Genomic DNA, 22,272 nt, shown 5'->3' on the forward strand with positions numbered 1-22,272 from the left:
TGACCCGCGCGCGGGTCACGGGCAGGCGGGCGGGCCGGGCGGGTGAAGCGGCTCAGACGGTCCCGCGCGAGACGAACTCCGCCTTGACGTGCACGGTTTTCCGGGCGACGCGTCCGTTGAGGCGCTCGATGAGGAGCCGTGCCGCGGCTTTGCCCACGTCGACGGCCGGATACCGGACCGTGGTCAGACGCGGACGCACCAGTGACGCGAACGACGCGTCGTCGTGGCCGATCAGCGCCACATCGCCGGGGATGCCGATGCCCTGTTCCTCCGCCTTGTCCATCGCGCCGATCGCGACCGCGTCGTTGGCGCAGAAGACCGCGTCCGGCCGGTACTTCATCCCCATCAGGTGCGCGAAGCCCGCCGCTCCCGCCTCCCGGGTGTGCTCACCCCGCACCACGAGCCGGCCGGGGAGCGTGATGCCGAACTGGACGGCCAGCGTTCGCAGCAGCTCCAGCCGCGGGTCGCCGCCGGTGGCGTCCCGGGGGCCGGCGATCATGGCGATGCGCCGCCGGCCCGCCTGCGTCACCTCCGTCAGTGCCGCGCGCATGGCGGCCCGCGCGTCCGGCGTCACCAGGTCCGTCTCCCCGAACGGCAGGTCGGCACTGACGACCGCCGGGATACCCGCCTCGGACAGGGTCTGGAAGTCCTTCGCCACCAGCCGGAACGGAGTGATCACGACACCCGCGAACCGCTGTTGGACCGCCTCCCGCAGATACGCCCTCTCCTCGTCCCGGTCCGCCTTCGTGTCGCAGACCATGACGTGGAGACCGAGCGTCCGCAGTTCTTCCTGGAGGGAGGCCGCGAGTTGGGCGTAGAAGGGGTTCGAGAGATCCGGGACGACCAGTGCAACAATGCTCGACCGGCCGGTCCGCAGGCTCCGCGCCACCGTGTTGACGGAGAATCCCAGCTGGGCTATGGCCGCCTCGACCACTCGCCTGGTCTCCTCCGCGACGGCCCGCTTGCCCGAGAGGACGTAGGACACGGTCGCCGTCGACACCCCCGCCGCTCGGGCGACATCGGCCATGGTGACCCGAACTGCCAACGCACACGCTCCCTCTATACGGTCGTCACCCTACTTCACGCCGCGACACCGCAGGTCAAGCCCGTTCAGGGACCGGTCCGGACACGGGGGACCACACCGCGCCCGGCGAGGTGGCTACCATCCCGTGTGACCGAAACAGCCGAACAAGGTGTACCTCGCACGCGCATACTCGCCGACCTGACGCCGCTGCGCTCCTCGCCCGACTACCGGCGGCTCTGGTTCGGGAACACCGTTTCCTGGATCGGGCAGGGCATGACGGCGCTGGCCGTCTCCCTCCAGGTCTACGACATCACCGGGTCCGCGTTCTCGGTGGGCCTCATCGGTCTCTGCTCGCTCGTACCGCTGGTGCTCCTCGGGCTGTACAGCGGGGCCGTCGCGGACACCGTCGACCGGCGCAAGCTGGGACTCGTCAGCGCGACCGGGTCGTTCGTGCTCTCGGTGGTGCTGGCCGCGGTGACCTTCGCCGGGGTCGAACACGTGGGGCTGCTCTACGCCGTCGTCGCCCTCCAGGCCGTGTGCTTCGCGCTCAACTCACCTGCCCGCAGCGCGATGATCGCCCGGCTGCTCCCGCCCGGACAGCTGCCCGCCGCCCACGCGCTCAACGCCATGACCTTCACCACGGGCGGCCTGGCCGGGCCGATGCTCGGCGGTCTCATCGTCGGCTGGTGGGGCTACCGGGCGGCGTACACCGTCGACGCCGTCACCTTCACCGCCTCCCTGTACGCGATGTGGCGGCTGCCCTCAATGCTGCCCGACCGGGCGGAGGGGGAGAAGGGCGCCCGGCGGGCGTCGGTGCTGGACGGGCTGCGTTTCCTCGGCACCAGGCCCAATCTGCGGATGACCTTCTTCACCGATCTGAGCGCCATGGTGCTCGCCCACCCGCGCGCCCTCTTCCCGGTCGTCGCGGTGGTCTGGTTCGGCGGCGACGCCACGACCACCGGGCTCCTGGTCGCCGCCCCGGCGCTGGGAGCCCTGCTCGGCAGCGTGTTCTCCGGGTGGCTGGGCCGGATCCGGCGGCACGGACTCGCGGTGCTGATCGGGGTGGGCTGCTGGGGCGGGGCCATCGCCGTGTTCGGGCTCACCCGGGAGCTCTGGCCGGGGCTGGTGCTGCTCGCGGTCGCCGGGTGCGCGGACTCGATCTCGATGGTCTTCCGCAACACCATGCTCCAGGCGGCGGTGCCGGACGACATGCGGGGCCGGCTGCAGGGCGTGTTCATCGTCGTGGTGGCAGGCGGCCCACGGCTCGGCGACCTCGTGGCCGGCTCGGTCGCCGACCTGACGTCCCCGGCCGTGGCCGTGACCGGCGGCGGCATCGCGTGCGTACTGGTGGTGACCCTGCTGGGGCTGCGCTGGCGCGGCTTCGCACGGTACGACGCGCACGATCCGCAGCCCTAGGGCCTCTCGTTCGGATCATGCTGGGCTCGCGTGCCCGAACGGAAGACCCTGGCCCCCTTCGGGGCCAGGGCTGCGGAACTCCTCAGGAGGCGTCCGTGACGCTCGGCATCTCGCCGCCGGTCGTCGTCGGGTCGATCAGCGAGAACACCGCCCCCTGCGGGTCCGTCAGGGAGGCGAACCGGCCGAACGGGATGGTCATCGGGCCGAAGCGGAGCTCCGCCCCGAGCGACTTCGCCTTCTCCACCGCCGCGTCGCAGTCCGCGACGGAGAAGTACACGTTCAGATGGGCCGGCACCCCGGAGGGGAATTCCTCCCCCATCTTCATCCGGCCGAGCACCGGGTCCGCGCCCAGGTCGTAGAGCGAGAAGTCGATCGCATCGTCGTCCAGGTGCTTCACCCCGTACCCGAAGACGGCGGAGAAGAAGGCGTCCGCCTTCTCCGGGGCCCGGGTGTAGACCTCGGCCCAGCTGTAGGCGCCGGGCACCGCCTGCGCCTCGAAGCCCTCGTGGCTGCCCGCCTGCCACACCCCGAAGGCCGCCCCGCCGGGGTCGGCGGCCAGCACCATCGTTCCGAAGTCGCCGACCTGCATCGGCTCCACCAGCACCTCGCCCCCGTGTTCGCGGATCTTCGCGGCGGTGGCGGCCGCGTCCGGTGAAGCGAGGTACAGGCACCAGGCGTTCGGTGCCTCCTGACCCGGCATGGGGGGCGACAGCGCGGCGGCCCTCCGGCCGTCCGCATAGGCCTGGGTGTAGTTGCCGTACTCCGGCATCGAGTCGTCGTACGTCCAGCCCAGGAGCTCACCGTAGAAGCGCTTCGCCCCCTCCAGGTCGCCGAACGTACCGTCGGCCCAGCACGGGGTGCCCTCGGATTCCGCGGCCATCACTCACACCTTTCCTCACTCGACGGATGGCCCATTTTTCACGCAGGCCCACCGTCGCCCCGGCGGCGCGCCGAGCGCGTCCCAGCTGTCCGGCCCGGCCGGACGCTCCGCACGGCGCGGACCCCATCGGCTGTGTGCGGATGGCCCGGACCGGTGGATCACCGCCACGGATGAGTGAGCACACATGACTCGGATGCCGAGCTGCCATCGGCGTTTCAATGCACCTTTTCTGGCAGTCTGTCGGTTTGTGCGCTTGATGCGACACGGAACGTCCCTAAGGGGTGCGCTTGAACGCGGTGAAGCGGAGCCGGACGACGAGGACAGCCGCTGGTGTCTCGGCCGCAGTGCTTCTGATGCTTACAGGGTGTGATGTGCCCGGTGTCTACCGGCAGGCCCGCCCGGCCGGTGGGGGTCCGTACGTCTTCTACGTGAGCCACGACGGTGACGACGAGAACGACGGCATGTCGCCCGAGAAGCCCTGGCGGACCCTCGACCACGCGAACGGAGTGCGCTTCCAGCCCGGTGACCGGCTCCGGCTCAAGGGCGGCGAGCGGTTCCGGGGCAGCGTCACCCTGGAGAAGGGTGAGGCTGGCAGCTCGACCGAGCCGGTCGTGATCGAGTCGTACGGTGCCGGCCGGGCCACGATCGCCCCGCGCGGTACGTCCGGCATCACCGTGCACGACACCGCCGGGGTGGAGATCAGGAACGTCTCGCTGGTCGGCGACCGAAAGGCGCTGCGGGAAGGGGTCGGGATCGCCTTCCGCGCCAGGCTCCCGGGCGTCCGGCGACTCGACCACGTCAGGATCACGAACGTCGAGGCCACGGGATTCCAGAACGGGATCAGCGTCGGCGCGGAAAAGGGCGCTGTCGACGGCTACAGCGACGTGCGCGTCACAGACGTCTCCGTGCATCACAACCTCGAGGCCGGACTCGTCTTCTACGGGCCCGGGTTCGAGGCCGAACGGCCGGCCTACGCACACACCGGACTCCGGATCGACCGGGTCAAGGCGTACTCCAACGCCGGCGACCCGGACAGCGACACGCGCAACACCGGCAGCGGTGTCGTGCTCGGCAGCGTCCGCGACGCGAGGGTGATGCGCTCGGTGGCCCACGACAACGGCTCGAGGTCGGCGGCAGACGCCGAGGAGGGCCCCGAGGGCATCTGGGTGTACGACTCCACCCGTGTGGTGCTGGAGAACAACAGGTCGTACCGCAACCGCACCGGCTCGCGCGTCGACGGCGGCGGATTCGGGCTCGACAACAACGTTTCGCGGTCGGTCATGCAGTACAACCTCGCGTACGGCAACGACGGGCCGGGCTTCCTCGTCTACTCCGGCAAGCCCACCGGCGCCCACAAGAACAATGTCGTCCGCTTCAACATGAGCTGGGACGACGCGCGGAAGCTGCCCGAGTACGGCGGCATCGTCGCTTACGGCGCACGCATGAGGAACCTGGACATCTACCACAACACGGTCGTGATGCGGACGGAAGACCTGGCCTCCGCGGAGGCCGTGGGGAACCGGCCGCCCGCACTGCGGCTTCAGGACGGCATGCGCGGCGTGCGGGTCCACAACAACATCTTCGCGACCGACGGCGGCCCCCTGGTCGCGGCCCAGTCGTCGTACGGCCCCGGCACGCTGCGCCTCCAGGGGAACGACTACTACAGCACGGGCCCCTGGTCGCTCGATTGGGGAGCGCAGCGCTTCACGGCGCTGGACGACTGGCGTACGGACTCCCTCCAGGAAATGCTCGACGGCGAGCCGACCGGCTCCAGCGACGACCCGTGCCTGCCCGGTCTGGCCGACCCGGTCGCCAGCGGGGCCGGCCCCGGGAGCCTGGTGCCGCACTGCGAGGGCGAGGTTCCCCTCGGCCTCGGCCCACAGGTGTTGGGCGTCGATCTGGGCTCCGTCGACTACTTCGGCAACCGGGTCCCGCGGTCGCCGAAGGCCGGGGCCGCGCAGACGCCCACCACCGGCTGAGCCGAGTACCGCGAGCACCGGGAGCCGACCGGGTCGCGGCGGTCCACCCTCCACGTGTGGACCGCCGCCGGGGCCGGTGACATCCGCGCGTCCGGACGCCGTTCTGCCGGCAGCCGTCGGAGAAGCACCTCACCGCGCCGACCGCTGCCGCGGGAGTGCCGGGCGGGAAATGGCTCTGCCCCGCGCGCATGGCCGAGGACCATGAGCGCAGGGCAGAGCCGGAGGCGGGTCTATCCCCGGCCGGTCGGCAGCGCCGCGGCCATGGCCGCGGTCCGGCCCGGTTCGGCGGCCATGGGCGCGATCAAGGCCCGCAGCGGCTCCCCGGCCCGGGCGGCCGACGGCAGGCCCGGCGACGCCGGGCGCCCCAGTGCCTTGACGGTCCAGCCGGCGGCCCGCCACGTGTCGTGCGAAAGCGCGTTCCGCCCGTCGATGAGGACCGGCCGGCGGACCACACGCGCCAGCTTCACCGGGTCCACCTCGCGGTACTGGCCCCACTCGGTGAGGTGGAGGACGATCTCCGCCCCCTGACAGACCGTCAGCAGGTCTGAGCTGCAGCGCAGTTCCGGATGGGCGAGGCGCGCGTTTGCGGTGCCCTCCGGGTCGTGGACCCGGACGTCGGCGCCCTGCCGGTGCAGTGACATGGCGACCGCCAATGCCGGCGAATCGCGCACGTCGTCGCTGTCCGGCTTGAACGTGGCGCCCAGGACGGCCACCCGACGGCCGGTCAGGTCGCCGCCGGCCATCTGACGGGCGAGCGCGACGGTACGGGTCCGCTGGCGTTCGTTGATCTCGTCGACCTGGTGGAGGAACGCGATCGCCGGACCGACGCCGAGCTCCTCCGCGCGGGCGGTGAACGCCCGGATGTCCTTGGGCAGGCAGCCACCGCCGAAGCCCAGACCGGCGTTCAGGAACCGCCGGCCGATCCGGGTGTCGTGGCCGAGGGCGTCGGCGAGGGTGGCCACGTCCGCTCCCGCGGCGTCGCAGACCTCGGCCATCGCGTTGATGAAGGAGATCTTCGTGGCGAGGAAGGAGTTGGCCGCGACCTTCACCAGTTCGGCTGTGCTCGGGTCGGTGCTGATGTAGGGGACACCCGCCTCCAGCATCGGCGCGTACACCCGGCGCAGCGTTTCGTCGGCCTCCCGGCTGGTGATGCCCGCGACGAGCCTGTCCGGCCGCAGCGTGTCCTCGACCGCGAAGCCCTCCCGCAGGAATTCGGGGTTCCACGCCACCTCCGCCCGCACCCCCTCCGGGGCGAGATCCGCGATGCGGGAGGTCAGACGGGCAGTCGTGCCGACCGGGACAGTGGACTTGCCGACGAGCAGGCACGAAGCGGGCAGGTGCGGCACGAGCCCGTCGACGACCGCGTCCACGTACCGCATGTCGGCCGCGAGGGAGCCGGCCTGCTGCGGGGTGCCCACGCAGATGAAGTGGACCTCGCCGTGCGCCGCCGCCTCGCGCAGGCTGGTGGTGAAGCGCAGGCGTCCGGAGGCGAGCGCCCGGGTCAGGACATCGTCGAAACCCGGTTCGTAGAAGGGCGGTCGCCCTTCGATGAGGGCCGTGATCTTCTCGCTGTCGACATCGACACCGAGCACGTCGTGTCCGATGTCGGCCATGCAAGCGGCGTGCACGGCTCCGAGGTATCCCGTACCGATGACGGTCAGCTGCATGTGCTGGTCTCCTGTCTGGGCGAGGACGCGGGGAGAGGGGAGGGGGTGTTCGGGACGGGGGCGTAGCCGTGCGGGTTCTGCTGTTGGAAGTTCCACGCGTCGCGGCACATCGCGGTCAGGTCGCGCCGCGCGCTCCAGCCCCAGGCCGCGGTGACCTTCGCCGGATCGGCGACGAGTTCCGCGACGTCGCCGGGCCGGCGCTCGGTGACGCGGTGCGGGATCGGCCGTCCCGAAACCCTCTCGAAGGTGCGCACCAGCTCCAGGACGGACGCCCCGTGCCCGGTGCCGAGGTTGAAGACCCGCATGCCGGGGGCGTCGTCGATGTGGTCGAGGGCCGCGCGGTGTCCCTCGGCGACGTCCACGACGTGGATGTAGTCGCGCACCCCGGTGCCGTCGGGCGTCGGGTAGTCGTCGCCGAACACGCTCAGCTCGTCGCGACGGCCCACGGCGATCTGGGTGAGGAAGGGCATGATGTTGTTCGGCACGCCGCGCGGATCCTCGCCGAGCAGCCCGGTGGGGTGGGCGCCGGCCGGGTTGAAGTACCGCAGCGCGAGCACGCGCAGTCCGGGCACGTGCCGGCACAGGTCCGCCAGGACCTGCTCGCAGGTCCACTTGGTGGTGGCGTACGGGTTGGTCGGCGCGGTCGGGGAGTCCTCGGTCAGCGGGACCGTGGTCGCGTCGCCGTAGACGGAGCAGGAGGACGAGAACACCAGCCGGTGCACCCCGTGGTCGTGCATGGCCGAGACCAGGGCCGTGGTGCCGCCGACGTTGACGTCGTAGTACGCGAGCGGGATGCGGACCGACTCGCCGACGGCCTTCTTCGCGGCGAAGTGGATCACCGCGTCGATCGGGTGGCTCATGAAGACGGCGTCCAGGGCCCGCCGGTCACGCACGTCCGCGATGTGGGTCGCGGCGACCGGGCGCCCCGCGATCTTCGCGACGCGTTCGAGGGCTTCGGGAGAGCTGTTGGAGTGGTCGTCGAGCACGACGACCTCGTGGCCGGAGCGGAGGAGTTCGACGCAGGTGTGGCTTCCGATGAAACCGGCGCCGCCGGTCACCAGGACGGTTTGGGGCACGGGAACCTCGTTTCTCGATCGGCCGCGGGGGCCGTCACCAGGCGTAGAAGCCGGTGAGATAGGTGGGGAAGACAGCGACGGCGAGCGCAAGGGGAAGCAGGGTCAGCAGGCCGGCGACGAGCGGAAGCGCGGCCGTGCGCAGCGTCCGGAAGGCCGAGGCACCGGTTGAGCGTGCCGTCTCCCTGACGTGCAGCCCGCCGATCGCGAGCGTCACGGCGGTGTACGAGGCGGAACCGAGGATGCAGAGGAAGACGTAGCCGACGGCGGGACCCGTGAACTGGCCGACCAGAGCCGAGCCCGACAGGAACGTCGTGATCAGCAGGTACGGGGCGACGGCGCGCAGCGGGAGCGGATCCAGGCCGTCGCGCTTCTTCGGCGTCACCTTGAAGGTGATCTGACGAGGCCGCAGCCTCTGCGTCACGGCGGCCAGTACTCCCCATGCGACGTACGGCCAGCGGGAGAGCCCGAAGAGCCAGATCTCCCAGCTGAAGACCGCGGAGTCCTTGGGGCGCATCAGGCCGCGGCGGCGGCAGAACAGCGTCAGCAGGATCAGCCAGACGGACATGCTCCAGAAGCGCGCCAGGAACTCGAAGTAGTTGACGTTGATCCAGGGAGCACCGGTGATCGCGGCGATCGGCGGGAGCAGGAGGCCCGTGATGACGGCCATGGCGAGGAGCGGGTAGTACATCAGCGCCGCACCGAAGCGGATCCGCAGTTTGAGGGACATGCGGCCGAGGTGGCGTGGCAGCATGCCCAGGAGCATGACGGCCAGGCTGCGGGACCACTGGAATTCCTGGGTGATCATGGCACCGAAGGTGAGAGGACCCTCGCCGTGCGCCTCCGCGTCGATCGCGAACGCGCCCTGCCAGCCGGCCGAGGTGAGCAGGAAGGTGGTCGAGAAGTCCTCGGCGAGTTCGGGGCCGAGACCGCCGATGTCCTGCAGCGCCTGGGTGCGGACGGCGTAGTGCGAGCCGATGCACACCGGGGCGAGGCCGGCGGAGTGGCCCAGTTGCACGGGGCCGTGGAACATGGCCTCGCGCTGCAGCCGGCCGCGGGCCGCCCAGGACTCGTCGGCGTTCGAGTCGCAGACGCTGGGGGCCGCGACGTAGCCGATGGCCGGGTCGGCGAAGGGGCGGACGACCTCGGCGAGGTACCGGGTGCCCGGGACGTGGTCGCAGTCGAGCTGGGCGACCACGTCGTAGCGGGCGTAGCCCCAGTGGTCGTAGAAGAAGGCCAGATTGCCCTCCTTGCAGCGTGTGCGCCGGGGCCAGTCGGCCCGGTGGTAGTCGGTGCGGCCCCGTCGGCAGGAGACACCGACACCGTGGGCCCGGCACCAGTCCGTGATCTCCTCGGTGGGGTCCTCGTCGCACAGCCACACGTCGTAGGCGTGCGGGAAGTCCTGGTCGAGCATCGCCTCCAGGGTGGCGCGGGCGATGTCCCAGCCCTCGGACGGAGCCCGGGTCACCACGAACGCGGTGCGGACGGCGGGCACCTCGACGGCCGGGTCGAAGCGCCGCATACGAATCAGCGCGATGAGGAAGTGCACCGGCTGGTAGGTCAGGTACAGCAGCAGAGCGCTGTTGATGACCATGCCCAGCCAGCCGATGCGGTGGGAGGGCTGGAGCCACCAGGCCCAGAACCAGACCAGGCAGGCCGCCCAGCCGAGGGACAGCAGGGCGACGAGGAGGCGGTCGTAGCGTGAGAACGCCCGCACGAAACTGGAGGGGAGGGCGGTCAGCCGGTGCGACGGCCTGGTGAGGACGGGTCCGTCCGGGCCGATGGAGGCCACCGAACCCTTCGACAGGGCGCGGATCTCCTCGCCCAGCGCATCCCATTCCTCCGGTGACCCGGGAGCCGGGGAGGGCCGCGGGAAATCCTGGACGGTTCCGGTCCCGAGGGCGGGACCCTGCTCCAACGACGTCATGGCAGCAACTTCTCCAGATGGTGCGACAGCGGGCCGTCGGGTGTGGGGGAGGAGAGGGGGTCAGCCTGCCGAGGCGGGCAGCCCGGGCGAGGTGGCGGACGCCACGCCGGTGACGGCGGCCGAGGGGCTGGGGATCGCCTGCTGTGCGGTGGCCGTGGTCTTCACCGCGGCGAGCGGGACCGTCTCGCTCTGGCCGCCGCGGATCGCCGCGGCCGACGTGCCGAGCCGGTCCGGGCGGGCGCCGAAATACGCGACGGTCCTGCGCAGGCCCTCGGTGATGTCGATCTCCGGTTCCCAGCCCAGTACGTCGCGGGCGCGGGTGATCACCGGGCGGCGGCGGACCGGGTCGTCGACGGGCAGCGGATGGTGCTTCACCTCGGAGGGCGAGCCGGTCATCGCCAGCACGATCTCGGCGAGTTCGGTGACGGTGCGTTCGACCGGGTTGCCGAGGTTGAACGGGCCCATCTCGGACGAGTCGAGGAGCGCGACGAGACCGCGGATCAGGTCGTCCACGAAGCAGAAGCTACGGGTCTGCCCGCCGTCGCCGTAGATGGTGAGCGGTTCACCGGTCAGGGCCTGGGTGATGAAGCTGGACACCACACGCCCGTCGTGCGGGCGCATCCTCGGGCCGTAGGTGTTGAAGATCCGTGCGATGCCGACACTGAGGCCGTGTGTGCGGCGGTAGGCGGCGGAGACCGCCTCGGCGTACCGCTTCGCCTCGTCGTAGACGCTGCGCGGACCGATGGAGTTGACGTTGCCCCAGTACGCCTCCTCCTGCGGGTGGACCAGGGGATCGCCGTAGATCTCGCTCGTCGACGCGAGGATGAAGCGGGCGTCATGACGCAGGGCCAGACGCAGCGCGTTCTCGGTGCCGCGGCTGCCGACCGCGAGGGTCTCCAGCGGCTGGCGCAGGTAGTCGGGCGGGGAGGCCGGGGACGCCAGGTGGGCAACGGCGTCCACGCGGCCGGTGACCTCCACGGACAGGCTCACGTCCGCGGGCTGGAATTCGAAGGACGGGTCGGACAGGAGGTGTGCGATGTTCGCGGGGTCGCCCGTCGAGAAATTGTCCAGGCAGACCACCGAGTCGCCGCGCCGCAAAAGCGCTTCGCACAGGTGCGAACCAAGGAAACCACCGCCACCGGTAACGGCAACGCGCATGTGTTTCTCCAGGAATGAGAAGTGAAATGGCCCCACGCTCCACCCGAACGGACAGCGGAATGCGGACGGCCCGGGCAAGCCGATATGCGGAGCGTTCTCGGGAAACGTGGGCCGAGAGTATGGGAATACGTAACCATTTTTATAAGACTAATGCGAGGAATGGGCTGTTCGGCGGGTGTCACGCGAGGGGATGCAAGGGACTCTGCCCGGTTCGGGTCTGTTCCGGCTTTCGAACGGCGTAATCCGCCGAGGTCACACGTATGTGTGAGGTCGGGCCGCGTACGCCGGACCGGCGGCCGAGCTTTGTGTACACGCGTCATGGGCGCATGCGTTCGAGAAGTGCGGGGAGGCGGCCCCAGGAGTTGTGGCACCACCGGTGCGCGGCGGTCTGCGCGTGATCACCCGAACCGCTCCACGTACACGTCCTGCCCCGCGGGGAACTCCGACAGCGTCCCACCGCCCCAGTCATGGTCGAAGTACGACTGATATGCGACGTCGCCCCAGGAGAAGTACTCGGCCATTCGATCGACGTAATACGGGTCGTCACCGCCGCCCGCGAACGCGTCTCCGCGGCGGTACAGGCCCCACTCGGAGCACACATTGCGCTTCCCCCGCGCGCGGACGAAGGCGACATGGGCGTCGAGGCCCAATTCCTGGGACCGGATCCAGGACCAGCGGTCGGCGGGGGACACCGCGGGGGCGCCCCACTTGAGGTCATAGGCGTTCATGCCCAGCCAGTCGACGTATCCGTCCCCCGGGTAGTAGTCGGCGAAGGCGCGCAGCCGCCGGCCGGGCTGTACACCGAGCGCGCTCGACAGTTCGAACGTGAAGTGCGCTCCCGGCGTCGCGCGGAACACGTCGACGACGTGCCGGAACAGGGCCGCGTAGCCCGCGGGGTCGTCCGTCGCCTGCCACGCGCCGATGGCCCGGTTGTTCGGCTCCCAGCCGAGCCTGACCACCGCGTCGCCGTGCCCCGACTCCACCAGCGCCCTCGCCGCCCGTGCGTACGCGGCGTCGAACTCGCCCGCCACCCCCCGCGCGAAGGCCCCCTCGAAACCGTCGACCAGCGGCGGAACGCCGTACACGAAAGCCGAGCCCGGGCGCTCGTCCCGCCAGGTGCGCCACGGACCGAGCTGGTACCGGCACATGGCCGCCGGATCGAAGTCCGTCCAGCTCGCGTGCGGCAGGTAGTCGTTGCCGATCTCGACGGGCCGGCCCAGTAGCCCCTCGTGCCGCACCGTCGCGGCGACTGCCTCGGCGCCGTACCCCTTGTACACGCCCAACAGGGCACAGGCGGACCTGTCGATGACACACCTGCCGGGGACGGAACGGACTTCGGTCCGCCCATGGTCTCCGAGACCATCACGCCGCGGGAGCATCTCGGCGCTCGTGTCGCACCACACCGTGCGCCACCCGCCGAATCGCCGGCCGGCTCATCGGGTCAGCCGTCGCGCCGGACGTTCCGCATCCGGCCGTAGGCGTACACGGCCCCCGCCAGCGCCAGGTCGGAGAGCAGCATGAAGCCGATCGAGTACGAGTCCTTCGCGCTGTAGATCGCGCCCATGACCAGCGGCGGCACGAACCCGCCGAGTCCGCCCATCGCCCCGACGATGCCGGTCACACTGCCCACCTCGGCCTGCGGCGTCACCTGCGAGACCAGGGCGAAGACGCCTCCGCTCGCGGTGCCGAGCCCGGCCGCCATACAGAGCAGGGCGATCGTGCCGAGCGGATACAGCGGTGGGTCGAAGGCCTGGACGATGGCCAGCAGAGCGGCCGTCAGCAGCGCCCCGGCCGTCACCAGTGCGGGGTGGACCCGGTCCGACAGCCAGCCGCCGATCGGCCGGAAGAGGACCGTGACCAGGGCGAACCCCGCCGCCTTCGTGCCCGCCTCGGTCGGTGACATCTCGTACCAGGTCTTCAGATACGTCGGCAGGTACACGCCGAACGCGACGATGCCGCCGAAGCCGATCGCGTACAGCGCGGACAGTTCCCACGTCACCCGCAGCCGGCCCGCCTGCCCCAGCCGGTGGCCCAGCGAGTCGGTCGGCACCTTGCGGCCGGGGTGATCGGTGATGAGCACCGCGGCGAGGAGCGAGTACACCAGGAGCGCACCGGCGACGATCCAGAACGGCAGGTCCTCGTGGTGCCCGGCCAACCGCGGCGTGAAGTAGCCGGACAGCGCGACACCGCCCATGCCCATCCCGAACACCCCGAGCGCGAGACCTCGCTTCTCGCGCGGGAACCACGAGTTGACCAGCGGGATACCGATCGCGAACGTCGTGCCCCCGAGTCCGAGCAGGAAGCCGACCGCCAGCATCGCCCCGTAGTTGTCCTTCGCCGGGATGAGCAGCAGCACGGGGACGATCGTCAGGGCCGAGACGGCGGGGAACATCAGCCTTGCGCCGTACCTGTCGGTCAGCGCACCCGCCGCGATCCGCCCGAGCGAGCCGACGAGCACGGGGACCGCCACCAGCAGCGACTGCTGGAACGAGCTCAGGTCGAGCCGCTCCTTGAAGTCCCCCGACAGCGGGGAGATCAGGTTCCACGCCCAGAAGGTGAGCGTGAAGCCGATGGTGGCCATGATCAGGTTCCGGTAGGCGGCGGGTTGTGTCCGCTCCGGGGCGGCCTGCTCGGCGGTTGTGTCCACACCGCAAGTCAAGGGGGGAGGGGCGGCCCGGGCGCGGCGGGCTGAGCCATACGGGCCAAACGGGTGGAACCCCTCGCAGGCAGACGCCCCATGGGCAGGAGGTCTCTCCGCGGGCCCGGCGGGGACCGCTCGACCGCCGTTTCCGGCCCGGGGCTGCCACAATCGCCGTTATGGACCGGCTGGACAGAGAGATCCTCGGCATTCTCCAGGAAGACGCCCGGATTTCGTACCGTGATCTGGGCGTACGCGTGGGACTCAGTGCCAACGCCGCGGGCGACCGTGTACGCCACATGCGGCGTGACGGGGTGATCCGCGGCTTCACGGTCATCGTCGACCCCGCCGCCGACACCCGTTCGGGCCTCGTCGTCTTCATCGACGTGTCCCTGCGTCTCGACACGACGAACGAGGAGTTCGAACGATCGGTGCTCACGCTGCCCGGCATCACCGAGGTGGTGCACGTGACGGGCGCCCACGACTACCTCGTGCGCGCCACGGCGGCCGACCCCGGCTCCCTGGACACCCTGCTGCGACGGCTGAAGAAGGACGCGGGCGTCGCCCACTCCAACACCCGGATCGCACTCAGAGCGGCGCCTGCCAGATGACCGTCGGCGAGCGGGTGCCGTCCTCGGCGTGCCCGTCGTCCGCGACCACGAGCCGCACCGCCGCCCGCCCGTCGGGCAGCCGTGCGGTCGCGTCCACCTCCACCTCGACGGCCGACACCCCGGACCGCCGGTGCGCGGCGGCCAGGGCGCCGCGCAGCACGTCGAGCAGCTCGCCGTCCACCGGCTCCGTCACCAGGGCGTCCACCGGGCCGGTGAACTGCACCGACGGCTGGAAGCCCAGCACCGCCGCCGCACCGCCCGTCTCACGCATGACCCGGCCGCGGAAGGTCGTGGGGGCCTCGGCGGGAGGCTGCTGAAGGGCGAAGATCGCGGTCCTGACCTCCTGGATGGTGGAGTCCAGCTCGTCGACCGCCTTCGCCAGCAGTTCCGCCGTCTGCTCGTCGCCGGCCAGGTCCTTGCGGCGGGTCGACTCCAGCATCATCTCCGTCGCGAACAGCCGCTGTACGACGAGGTCGTGCAGGTCGCGGGCGATGCGGTCGCGGTCCTCGTAGACCGCCAGCTGCTCCCGGTAGTGCTGTGCGTCCGCCATCACCAGGGCCAGCGCGGCCTGGGAGGCGAACTGGGAGGCGAGCAGCCGGTCCGTCGCCGTGTACGGCGCGCCGCCGCGCTTCCGGGGAAGGGCGAGCGTGCCGATGAGCCTGCCCCCGCTCTGCAGCGGCAGCATCATGCTGGGGCCGAACCGGGTTCGTACCGGGGTCGTCATCCGCTCGTCCGTCGCGGAGTCCTCGATGAAGACCTCCTCTCCGCCCAGCAGCTGGACGAGGACGGGGGACCCCGGCTCGATGGTCGTGCCGACGAGGCCGGCCGGGTCGTCGAGGGTGGAGGCGGCGACGATCTCCATCCCGCCGCCCGGTGTCGGCTGGAGGATCACCCCCGCCGCGGCACCGGCCAGCAGCCTGGCCCGTTCGGCGACGATCGTCAGGGCGTCCTCGGGGCCCGCTCCGCCCAGCAGCGCCCGGGTGACGGCGGCCGCCCCCTCGATCCAGTGCTCCCGCTGCCGCGCCGTCTCGTACAGGTGGGTGCCGCCGATCGCCGCGGCCGCCTGCGAGGCGAGCAGCCGCAGCAGCGCCGGCTCGGCGTCCGTGAAGCGCCCCGGCTCCTCCGCGGTGACACAGAGGCTGCCGAGCACCTCGGTGTGCACCCGGACGGGCGCCCCGAGGAAGGAGCGCATCGGGAGCTGCCCCCGCGGCAGCTCGCGGTGGTGCGGACCGGCCGTCAGATCATCGACGCGCACGGCCTGTGCGTCGTCCACGAGGGCACCGAGGACTCCCGTACGACCGTCCAGGAGCGGGCCCGCGACGCGGCGGTCCTCGTCGCTCATGCCGCAGGTGAAGAGGTCCGTGACATGGCGGTCCTCCCCGTGGAGGAGGGCCAGGGCGCCGTAGCGCGCGCCGGCCAGCGCCGTCGCCGTGTCCACGATGTGCTGGAGGGTGGTCCGCAGGTCGAGGTGCGTCCCGGTCACCGGTGACGGCTACCGGCGGGCGAGCGGAGCGAGGACCAGGGGCTGGACCGTGCCGTCCAGCATCGCGCCGAGCCCCAGCACCGAGCACACGTCGGGCCGCTCGGCGATGGTCACCGGTACGCCCGTGGCGTCGCGCAGCATCTGGTCGAGCCCCGGCAGCAGGGCGCTGCCGCCGACCATCATGATCCCGGACTCCGCGATGTCGGCCACCAGGTCGGGCGGGCAGTCGCGCAGCACCTTCCCCAGCCCGTCGAGCACCGCGGTGAGCGGGGCGTGGATCGCCTGGCGCACGGCGGCGGTGTCGACCTGCACCGAACGGGCCAGGCCGGTGGCCACGTCACGGCCGTGGATCTCCGTCACCGCCGGGCCGTTCAGCGTGAGGCCGTTCCCCCGGAGCGCGAGCTGCAGGGGACGCACGGACTGGCTCGGCAGCATCAGCTCGTGGTGCTGGCGCAGATGCTGGATGACCGCCTCGTCGATGGCCTCGCCGCCGATCGGGATGCGTACGGCGGTCACGATCGAACCGAGCGAGAGCACGGCGATCTGGGTGGTGGCTGCCCCGCACACCATGATCATGGTGGCGGTCGGCTGCTCCACCGGAAGCCCGCAGCCGACGGCCGCGGCGATCAGGGTGTCGACCAGCTCCACGCGTCGCGCGCCGAGGCCCACCAGGGTCTCGACCGTCGCCCGCTGCGCCAGCGGATCCGCATCGTGCGGGGTGCAGGCGGCGGCGCGCAGCCGGGGCTTGCGGCGCAGCTGGCGGCGGAGCTTCTCGCCGAGCAGGTGGCGCAGCATGCGCTGGGCCATGTCGATGTCGACGACGGTTCCGCCGGAGACCGGCCGGGCCACCCGGATGTAGGCGGGTGTCCGGCCGGTCATCTGCTCGGCGAGCGCGCCGACGGCGATGAGGGAGCCGGTGCGCGTGTTCACGGCGGCGACACTGGGCTCGTCGACGACGAGTCCCACCCCCTTGACGTACACACGGGTCCTCGCGGCCCCGAGATCGACGGCGATGTGGCAGCGGCGCAACTGATCGAGGCTGACGGTCACGGCAGGTCTCCCGAGAGCGCTGGCGGTGGGTACCGGCGGCAGCCGGCTCTCCTGGCATCGTCCCGCCGGGGAGGTGACGGCGCGCGCTGGGTGAGCCGTAGGGGGGACCCGGAGCTGACGGTGCGACAGATGGGGGTGGATCTCAGCCGGCGCCCGGCAGCAGCCGCTGGAACAGCCCCCAGGTGAACTCGGCGACGCGGGGCCCGCCGCCGGCCGGATCGGTGAAGGCCAGCGCCCAGCGGGTCGGCGCGCTGCCCTCCATGGGGCGCGCCGGGGCGAAGGCCCTGGCGACCTCGTCCACGGTGCAGGACCACGGGCGCAGGGCGGCGGCGCTGCTCAGCTCGGGGCCGGCCGAACCCGGTGCGCGGACCAGCCATTCGTTCCACACGGCTCCGCCCGGACCCGCCATCACCTCGAACCGAAGGTCCGGCCAGAGCGGCAGCGGCCACAGCAGCGCGTCGCACTCCAGGTCGCCGACTTCGCGGCGTACGGACGACTCGGGCTCGCCGAGGACCGAGCGGTAGCGGCGCAGTGCGCCCCGGCCGCGCGGGGCGCGCAGCATCGCCTGCCAGCGACGGTTCGCCTCCCGCATGTCGGCGAGGGAGGCGCTCAGTTCGTGCCGGGCGTCCTCGACCAGGTCTGGCTGGTGGTCGGCCATCCGGCGCAGCAGGACGAGCTGGAACTGGAGCGGCCCGAACGGGGCGGGGGCGGTCATGGAACCCATCCTGCCGCGTGCAGCGCGTGGGGGACGGCATGCGCCGGAGACCTCGGTTCCACACAGGACATTCACGTGTGCGGCTTCCTGTGTCCTTCTGTGCCCGTCTAGTCTGCGGGCGCAATGGATTACTGCCACCCGTGCCAACGGCACCTCAACGGGGCGCTGGCCTGTGCCGGTTGTGGGACCCCCGCCGACGCGCTGGTCCCCTACGCCGTCGCGGACCTCTCCCGCCGCGACACGGAACCCGCCGCCGAGACCCTGGACGTCTCAGGGGCCCTCGGCCACCCCCGCCGTGCCCGGGGTGGTGCCGCGAAACGCCGGCGCCGGGGCCACCGGAGGCGCGGCCGCGCGCTGCTGCTGACGGCGGTGGGCGTGGTGCTGGCGCTGGGGGTGCTGAGCCTGGCCGAGCTGGCCATGGAGCCCGGGGGCGACAGCGGCGCCTCGGAGTACGTGAGCGAGGCATCGTCCTCCGCCGCCGGGCCGGTCCCGTCCGCCTCGTCGGGCACGGAGCCGGACGGCCCCGGCCCGGTGGACGCCCCCACCGTCGTGCCGGTCACCGATTCCCGCTCCGCGTCGGCCACGGACGGTCCGTCCGGGCCCGAGGTGCCCGCGGCCTCCTCGTCGGCCCCCGCGCCCACGGAGGCATCGGCCTCCGCTCCGGCGTCGGACGCCCCTGCGGATCCGGACGGGAGCGGGACGCCGGCCGAGCCGTCGGGGTCGGGCGAGCCGTCGTCGGAACCGACGCGGCCGGAGCCCTCGGGGGACCCCACACCCACCCCGTCGCCCACCGAGTCCTGCTGGTGGATCTTCTGCTCCTGACGCGGCAGGAGCAGCCCCTCAGGTGGTGTCCTCGCCGAGCATCCGGCGCAGCAGGTCGCGCAGCACCGTCCGCTCCGCCTCCGACAGCTCGGCGAGCGGCTCCCGGGCGAAGTCCAGCGCGTCCCTGAGCTGCCGGGCCGTCCGGATGCCCTCCTCGGTGGGGGCGGCGAGCTTCACCCGCCTGTCGGCCGGGTCCGGGCGGCGTTCGACCAGGCCACGGAGCTCCAGCCGGTCGACTATGCCCGTGATGTTGGACGGTTCGCATTTCAGTTTCCGGGCAACCTTGCGCATGGGCATCGGCTCCAGGGAGAGCAGTCCGAGCACCCTCGCCTGCGCTCCGGTCAGCGCGTGTGTGGCCGCGGCCCGGTCGTACTCCTCGTGGTAGCGCGCCACGACCCCGCCGATGAGCTGGATGACGTCGAGGGTGAGCGGGTCCGTGCGCGAGGTGGCCATGACACCCAGCGTACCGAATTACTTGACAAGGTGAAATATCTGGACGCATGGTTGTTTCACGTCCTGAAGCTTTTTCGCTTCCCGCCCCGCACGCCAACGAGGAGACCCCGACCCCATGTCTGCACTTCCCACGTCCAGCCGCGAATGGCACCTCGTCGCACGTCCGCACGGCTGGCCCGAGGCCTCGGACTTCGCGCTGCGCGAAGCGGCGGTGGCCGCCCCCGGTGAGGGCCGCGTCCTCGTCCGCAACCTCCACTTCTCGGTCGACCCCTACATGCGAGGCCGGATGAACGACGTGAAGTCGTACACCCCGCCCTTCAAGCTCGACCACCCCATGGACGGCGGCGCGGTCGGCGAGGTCATCGCGTCGAACGCCGAGGGCTTCGCCGTCGGCGACCACGTCCTGCACGGCCTCGGCTGGCGCGAGTACGCCGATGTCCCCGCCAAGCACGCGGTCAAGGTCGACGGCTCCATCGCCCCGCTCTCCGCCTACCTCGGCGTGCTCGGCATGCCCGGGCTCACGGCCTACGCCGGCCTCTTCGAGGTCGCCTCGTTCAAGGAGGGCGACGCCGTCTTCGTCTCCGGCGCGGCCGGTGCGGTCGGCAGCCAGGTCGGCCAGATGGCCAAGATCAAGGGCGCCTCCAGGGTCATCGGCTCGGCCGGCTCCGACGAGAAGGTCAAGCTCCTCGTCGAGGAGTACGGCTTCGACGCGGCCTTCAACTACAAGAACGGCCCCGTCAGGGACCAGCTGCGCGAGGCCGCCCCGGACGGCATCGACGTCTACTTCGACAACGTCGGCGGCGAGCACCTGGAGGCCGCGCTCTCCTCGTTCAACGTCCACGGCCGCGCCACCATCTGCGGCATGATCGCCCAGTACAACGCCACGGAGCCGACTCCGGCCCCCCGCAACCTGGCACTCGTCATCGGCAAGCGGCTGCGCCTGCAGGGCATCCTGGTCGGCGATCACGCCGCGCTCCAGCCGCAGTTCGTCCAGGAGGTGGCCGGCTGGCTGGCCTCCGGCGCGCTCAAGTACCGCGAGACGAAGGTCGAGGGCATCGAGAACGGCTTCGACGCCTTCGTGGGCCTGCTGCGCGGCGAGAACACCGGCAAGATGATCGTCTCGCTCGACGCCTGACCGGTCCGTCGTCCGTGAAGCCGTCCGTGGAGCCCCCCGGTCACCGCCTCTCGCGGTCCGAGGGGGGCCACACGTACGGCAGATCGGGCGGCGTCTGCGGGAACAGCGGGCGGTAGTGCTCCGGGTCCTTGCGGACCAGTGCGGAGCGGTGGCTCTCGTGCAGTGCCTCGTCACCCAGCCACGGGGGCAGTTCGCCCGCCACCGCGAGCTCCGTGGCCGGCCGGACGACGGTGCGGCCCAGTGAGGCGGCGAGGTCCGCGCGCAGGGTCGCCGCGCAGGTGTCGGCCCTGCCCCCGGCGGTCCACACCTCGCACATGTCCAGCCCGTAGCGCACGAGTGCCTCCTCGTAGCCGGTCCACATGCGGACCGCGGGGTGGTGGCGCCAGCCGTAGCCGGGGACGGTGAGCCCGCGAAGGACCTGGATCGCCTCGACCCGCTGCTTGCCCAGCCGCCGCGGGTCCAGCGTGAGGGCGCTCCGGCGGAAACCGGCGTACGGCAGGAATGTCTGCATGGTCCATGCCTATCCCATGTGCGCCGGCGGCGGCCCAGCCCGCGCACCGTCGAGGGCCGCACCCCGTCACACAGGGGGTGCGGCCCTCGGTCGTGTGCCCACACCCGTACCGCGCGAGGGTGTGCACGGGCATTGACTGCCGGGGAGGTTGAACTTTACGGTCCGTTCGATGTTACGAGCAGCATTCGAAATATCGAACGAGTAAGGAAGCCATGACCCGCACCGCGCGCTTCACCCTCGACCCGGCCTTCACCGTCGGCGACGTGGACCCCCGGCTCTACGGCTCCTTCGTCGAGCACCTCGGTCGCTGTGTCTACGACGGCATCCTGGAGCCCGGCCACCCCTCGGCGGACGAGGCCGGACTGCGCACCGACGTCCTGGACCTCGTCCGTGAGCTCGGTGTCACCGCCATCCGCTATCCCGGCGGCAACTTCGTCTCCGGCTACCGCTGGGAGGACAGTGTCGGCCCAGCCGACGAGCGCCCCCGCCGTCTCGACCTCGCCTGGCGCTCGACCGAGACGAATCGTTTCGGCCTCTCGGAGTACATCGACTTCCTCAGGAAGGTCGGTCCGCAGGCCGAACCGATGCTCGCGGTCAACCTCGGCACCCGCGGCGTGCAGGAGGCCATCCGGCTCCAGGAGTACGCCAACCACCCCGCCGGCACAGAGCTCTCCGACCTCCGCGCCGCGCACGGCGACAAGGACCCGTTCGGCATCAGGCTCTGGTGCCTGGGCAACGAGATGGACGGCCCCTGGCAGACCGGCCACAAGACGGCCGAGGAGTACGGGAGGCTCGCCGCCGAGACCGCGCGCGCGATGCGGCAGATCGACCCGTCCGTCCAGCTGGTCGCCTGCGGGTCCTCCAGCCGTGCCATGCCGACCTTCGCCGCCTGGGAGGCGACGGTCCTCGCCGAGACCTACGACCTCGTCGACTACGTCTCGCTGCACGCCTACTACGAGGAGACCGACGGCGACCGGGACTCCTTCCTCGCCTCGGCCGTGGACATGGAGTCCTTCATCGAGAGTGTCGTCGCCACCTGCGACCACGTCGGGGCCCGCCTCAAGTCGACGAAGAAGATCAACCTCTCCTTCGACGAGTGGAACGTCTGGTACATGGCCCGCTACCAGCAGGACGCGGTGGACAACCCGCTGGACTGGCCCGAGGCCCCGCGGCTGCTGGAGGACAACTACAGCGTCACGGACGCCGTCGTCTTCGGCAGCCTGCTCATCGCGCTGCTGCGCCACGCGGACCGGGTGACCGTCGCCTGCCTCGCCCAGCTGGTCAACGTGATCGCGCCGATCATGACCGAGCCCGGCGGACCGGCCTGGCGGCAGACCACCTTCTTCCCCTTCGCCCAGGCCGCGCGGTACGGACGGGGCCAGGTACTGGACGTACGCGTGGACTCGCCCACGTACCCGACGGCGAAGTACGGCGAGACGGACCTGCTGCACGCCACCGCCGTACGGGACCCGGAGACGGGCGCCGTCACGGTCTTCGCCGTCAACCGCAGCCAGGACACCGTGCTCCCGCTCGAAGTCGCCCTGGCGGGGCTGGACCTGGGCCGGGTCGTCGAGCACCTGGTCGTCGCGGACGCCGACCCCGAGGCGCGCAACACCCTCGCCGAGCCCGAGCGGATCGTCCCGCACGCGGCCGAGGGCACGGAGCTGTCCGGCGGCACGCTGAAGGCCGCCCTGGAGCCGCTGTCCTGGAACATGATCCGGCTGGTCTGA

The 22,272-nt window shown here is 71.5% G+C and carries 19 protein-coding genes; 6 read left to right on the plus strand and 13 right to left on the minus strand.

Annotated features, from left to right (window positions below):
- Positions 1-52: 52 nt before the first annotated feature.
- Positions 53-1,045, minus strand: a complete 993-nt coding sequence (locus BFF76_RS00215; RefSeq protein ID WP_244167195.1) for a LacI family DNA-binding transcriptional regulator — start codon at positions 1,043-1,045, stop codon at positions 53-55.
- Between the two features lie 126 nt (positions 1,046-1,171).
- Between BFF76_RS00215 and BFF76_RS00220 the strand changes: the two genes are divergently transcribed.
- The gene (locus BFF76_RS00220; protein WP_065846623.1) at positions 1,172-2,440 is read left to right on the plus strand and encodes an MFS transporter; all 1,269 of its coding nucleotides are present in this window, start codon (positions 1,172-1,174) and stop codon (positions 2,438-2,440) included.
- Positions 2,441-2,522: 82 nt separating this feature from the next.
- Here the strand turns inward: BFF76_RS00220 and BFF76_RS00225 are convergent, their stop codons facing one another.
- Positions 2,523-3,320: a VOC family protein gene (locus BFF76_RS00225; RefSeq protein WP_065846625.1), complete on the minus strand. Its 798-nt coding sequence runs from the start codon at positions 3,318-3,320 to the stop codon at positions 2,523-2,525.
- Positions 3,321-3,691: 371 nt separating this feature from the next.
- Here BFF76_RS00225 and BFF76_RS00230 point away from each other — a divergent pair, with 371 nt between their 5' ends.
- The gene (locus BFF76_RS00230) at positions 3,692-5,299 is read left to right on the plus strand and encodes a right-handed parallel beta-helix repeat-containing protein (RefSeq protein ID WP_244167196.1); all 1,608 of its coding nucleotides are present in this window, start codon (positions 3,692-3,694) and stop codon (positions 5,297-5,299) included.
- Positions 5,300-5,529: 230 nt separating this feature from the next.
- Here BFF76_RS00230 and BFF76_RS00235 read toward each other — a convergent pair whose 3' ends face one another.
- The 6 genes from BFF76_RS00235 to BFF76_RS00260 all read right to left on the minus strand — a co-directional run bounded on the left by BFF76_RS00235 (position 5,530) and on the right by BFF76_RS00260 (position 13,705).
- Positions 5,530-6,966 carry a UDP-glucose dehydrogenase family protein gene (locus BFF76_RS00235; RefSeq protein ID WP_031092508.1) on the minus strand — a complete coding sequence of 479 codons (1,437 nt, stop codon included), beginning with the start codon at positions 6,964-6,966 and terminating at the stop codon, positions 5,530-5,532.
- The gene (galE, locus tag BFF76_RS00240) at positions 6,957-8,042 is read right to left on the minus strand and encodes a UDP-glucose 4-epimerase GalE (RefSeq protein WP_244167197.1); all 1,086 of its coding nucleotides are present in this window, start codon (positions 8,040-8,042) and stop codon (positions 6,957-6,959) included. The genes BFF76_RS00235 and galE overlap by 10 nt, the downstream gene beginning before the upstream one ends.
- A 34-nt stretch (positions 8,043-8,076) precedes the next feature.
- Entirely contained in the window at positions 8,077-9,966 is a 1,890-nt protein-coding gene (locus BFF76_RS00245; RefSeq protein WP_031092512.1) for a glycosyltransferase family 2 protein, read from the minus strand.
- A gap of 60 nt (positions 9,967-10,026) precedes the next feature.
- Positions 10,027-11,124 carry a UDP-glucuronic acid decarboxylase family protein gene (locus tag BFF76_RS00250; protein WP_078850570.1) on the minus strand — a complete coding sequence of 366 codons (1,098 nt, stop codon included), beginning with the start codon at positions 11,122-11,124 and terminating at the stop codon, positions 10,027-10,029.
- 398 nt (positions 11,125-11,522) lie between these two features.
- A complete protein-coding gene (locus tag BFF76_RS00255; RefSeq protein WP_053928525.1) occupies positions 11,523-12,401 on the minus strand; it encodes a glycoside hydrolase family 26 protein in 879 nt (292 codons plus the stop codon).
- 164 nt (positions 12,402-12,565) lie between these two features.
- A complete protein-coding gene (locus tag BFF76_RS00260; protein WP_107418376.1) occupies positions 12,566-13,705 on the minus strand; it encodes a nitrate/nitrite transporter in 1,140 nt (379 codons plus the stop codon).
- Between the two features lie 236 nt (positions 13,706-13,941).
- On the opposite strand from BFF76_RS00260, the gene BFF76_RS00265 reads away from it, so the two are divergent.
- On the plus strand, positions 13,942-14,373 hold the full coding sequence (locus tag BFF76_RS00265; protein ID WP_031092521.1) for an Lrp/AsnC family transcriptional regulator: 432 nt from the start codon (positions 13,942-13,944) through the stop codon (positions 14,371-14,373).
- On the opposite strand, the gene BFF76_RS00270 is transcribed toward BFF76_RS00265, so the two are convergent.
- The 3 genes from BFF76_RS00270 to BFF76_RS00280 form a co-directional block, all read right to left on the minus strand.
- On the minus strand, positions 14,351-15,856 hold the full coding sequence (locus BFF76_RS00270; RefSeq protein ID WP_053928524.1) for a sensor histidine kinase: 1,506 nt from the start codon (positions 15,854-15,856) through the stop codon (positions 14,351-14,353). The genes BFF76_RS00265 and BFF76_RS00270 overlap by 23 nt on opposite strands.
- A gap of 9 nt (positions 15,857-15,865) precedes the next feature.
- A complete protein-coding gene (locus BFF76_RS00275; RefSeq protein ID WP_031092523.1) occupies positions 15,866-16,906 on the minus strand; it encodes a rod shape-determining protein in 1,041 nt (346 codons plus the stop codon).
- A 142-nt stretch (positions 16,907-17,048) separates the two neighbouring features.
- Positions 17,049-17,630 (minus strand): hypothetical protein, encoded by a 582-nt coding sequence (locus BFF76_RS00280; protein WP_199831461.1) that lies wholly within the window; start codon positions 17,628-17,630, stop codon positions 17,049-17,051.
- 114 nt (positions 17,631-17,744) lie between these two features.
- Between BFF76_RS00280 and BFF76_RS00285 the strand changes: the two genes are divergently transcribed.
- The gene (locus BFF76_RS00285) at positions 17,745-18,443 is read left to right on the plus strand and encodes an SCO2400 family protein (RefSeq protein ID WP_244167198.1); all 699 of its coding nucleotides are present in this window, start codon (positions 17,745-17,747) and stop codon (positions 18,441-18,443) included.
- Between the two features lie 18 nt (positions 18,444-18,461).
- Here the strand turns inward: BFF76_RS00285 and BFF76_RS00290 are convergent, their stop codons facing one another.
- On the minus strand, positions 18,462-18,896 hold the full coding sequence (locus BFF76_RS00290; RefSeq protein ID WP_031092528.1) for a MarR family winged helix-turn-helix transcriptional regulator: 435 nt from the start codon (positions 18,894-18,896) through the stop codon (positions 18,462-18,464).
- A 115-nt stretch (positions 18,897-19,011) separates the two neighbouring features.
- Here BFF76_RS00290 and BFF76_RS00295 point away from each other — a divergent pair, with 115 nt between their 5' ends.
- Positions 19,012-20,031, plus strand: coding sequence for an NADP-dependent oxidoreductase (locus BFF76_RS00295; RefSeq protein WP_031092529.1), 1,020 nt, complete (start codon positions 19,012-19,014; stop codon positions 20,029-20,031).
- Between the two features lie 40 nt (positions 20,032-20,071).
- Here the strand turns inward: BFF76_RS00295 and BFF76_RS00300 are convergent, their stop codons facing one another.
- Entirely contained in the window at positions 20,072-20,542 is a 471-nt protein-coding gene (locus tag BFF76_RS00300; protein WP_031092531.1) for an MSMEG_6728 family protein, read from the minus strand.
- A gap of 212 nt (positions 20,543-20,754) precedes the next feature.
- On the opposite strand from BFF76_RS00300, the gene arfA reads away from it, so the two are divergent.
- Positions 20,755-22,272 carry an arabinosylfuranosidase ArfA gene (arfA, locus tag BFF76_RS00305; protein ID WP_031092533.1) on the plus strand — a complete coding sequence of 506 codons (1,518 nt, stop codon included), beginning with the start codon at positions 20,755-20,757 and terminating at the stop codon, positions 22,270-22,272.

The sequence above is a fragment of the Streptomyces mutomycini genome, from assembly GCF_001700505.1.
GTDB lineage: Bacteria > Actinomycetota > Actinomycetes > Streptomycetales > Streptomycetaceae > Streptomyces > Streptomyces mutomycini.

Bases quoted from the DNA above. Each gene is read 5' to 3' on its own strand.
- arfA (WP_031092533.1), top strand. From the start codon at position 20,755: ATGACCCGCACCGCGCGCTTCACCCTCGACCCGGCCTTCACCGTCGGC.
- BFF76_RS00295 (WP_031092529.1), top strand. From the start codon at position 19,012: ATGTCTGCACTTCCCACGTCCAGCCGCGAATGGCACCTCGTCGCACGT.
- BFF76_RS00260 (WP_107418376.1), bottom strand. From the start codon at position 13,705: ATGGCCACCATCGGCTTCACGCTCACCTTCTGGGCGTGGAACCTGATC.
- BFF76_RS00300 (WP_031092531.1), bottom strand. From the start codon at position 20,542: ATGCAGACATTCCTGCCGTACGCCGGTTTCCGCCGGAGCGCCCTCACG.
- BFF76_RS00235 (WP_031092508.1), bottom strand. From the start codon at position 6,966: ATGCAGCTGACCGTCATCGGTACGGGATACCTCGGAGCCGTGCACGCC.
- BFF76_RS00245 (WP_031092512.1), bottom strand. From the start codon at position 9,966: ATGACGTCGTTGGAGCAGGGTCCCGCCCTCGGGACCGGAACCGTCCAG.
- BFF76_RS00285 (WP_244167198.1), top strand. From the start codon at position 17,745: ATGGATTACTGCCACCCGTGCCAACGGCACCTCAACGGGGCGCTGGCC.
- BFF76_RS00290 (WP_031092528.1), bottom strand. From the start codon at position 18,896: ATGGCCACCTCGCGCACGGACCCGCTCACCCTCGACGTCATCCAGCTC.
- BFF76_RS00265 (WP_031092521.1), top strand. From the start codon at position 13,942: ATGGACCGGCTGGACAGAGAGATCCTCGGCATTCTCCAGGAAGACGCC.
- BFF76_RS00250 (WP_078850570.1), bottom strand. From the start codon at position 11,124: ATGCGCGTTGCCGTTACCGGTGGCGGTGGTTTCCTTGGTTCGCACCTG.
- BFF76_RS00280 (WP_199831461.1), bottom strand. From the start codon at position 17,630: ATGGGTTCCATGACCGCCCCCGCCCCGTTCGGGCCGCTCCAGTTCCAG.
- BFF76_RS00225 (WP_065846625.1), bottom strand. From the start codon at position 3,320: ATGGCCGCGGAATCCGAGGGCACCCCGTGCTGGGCCGACGGTACGTTC.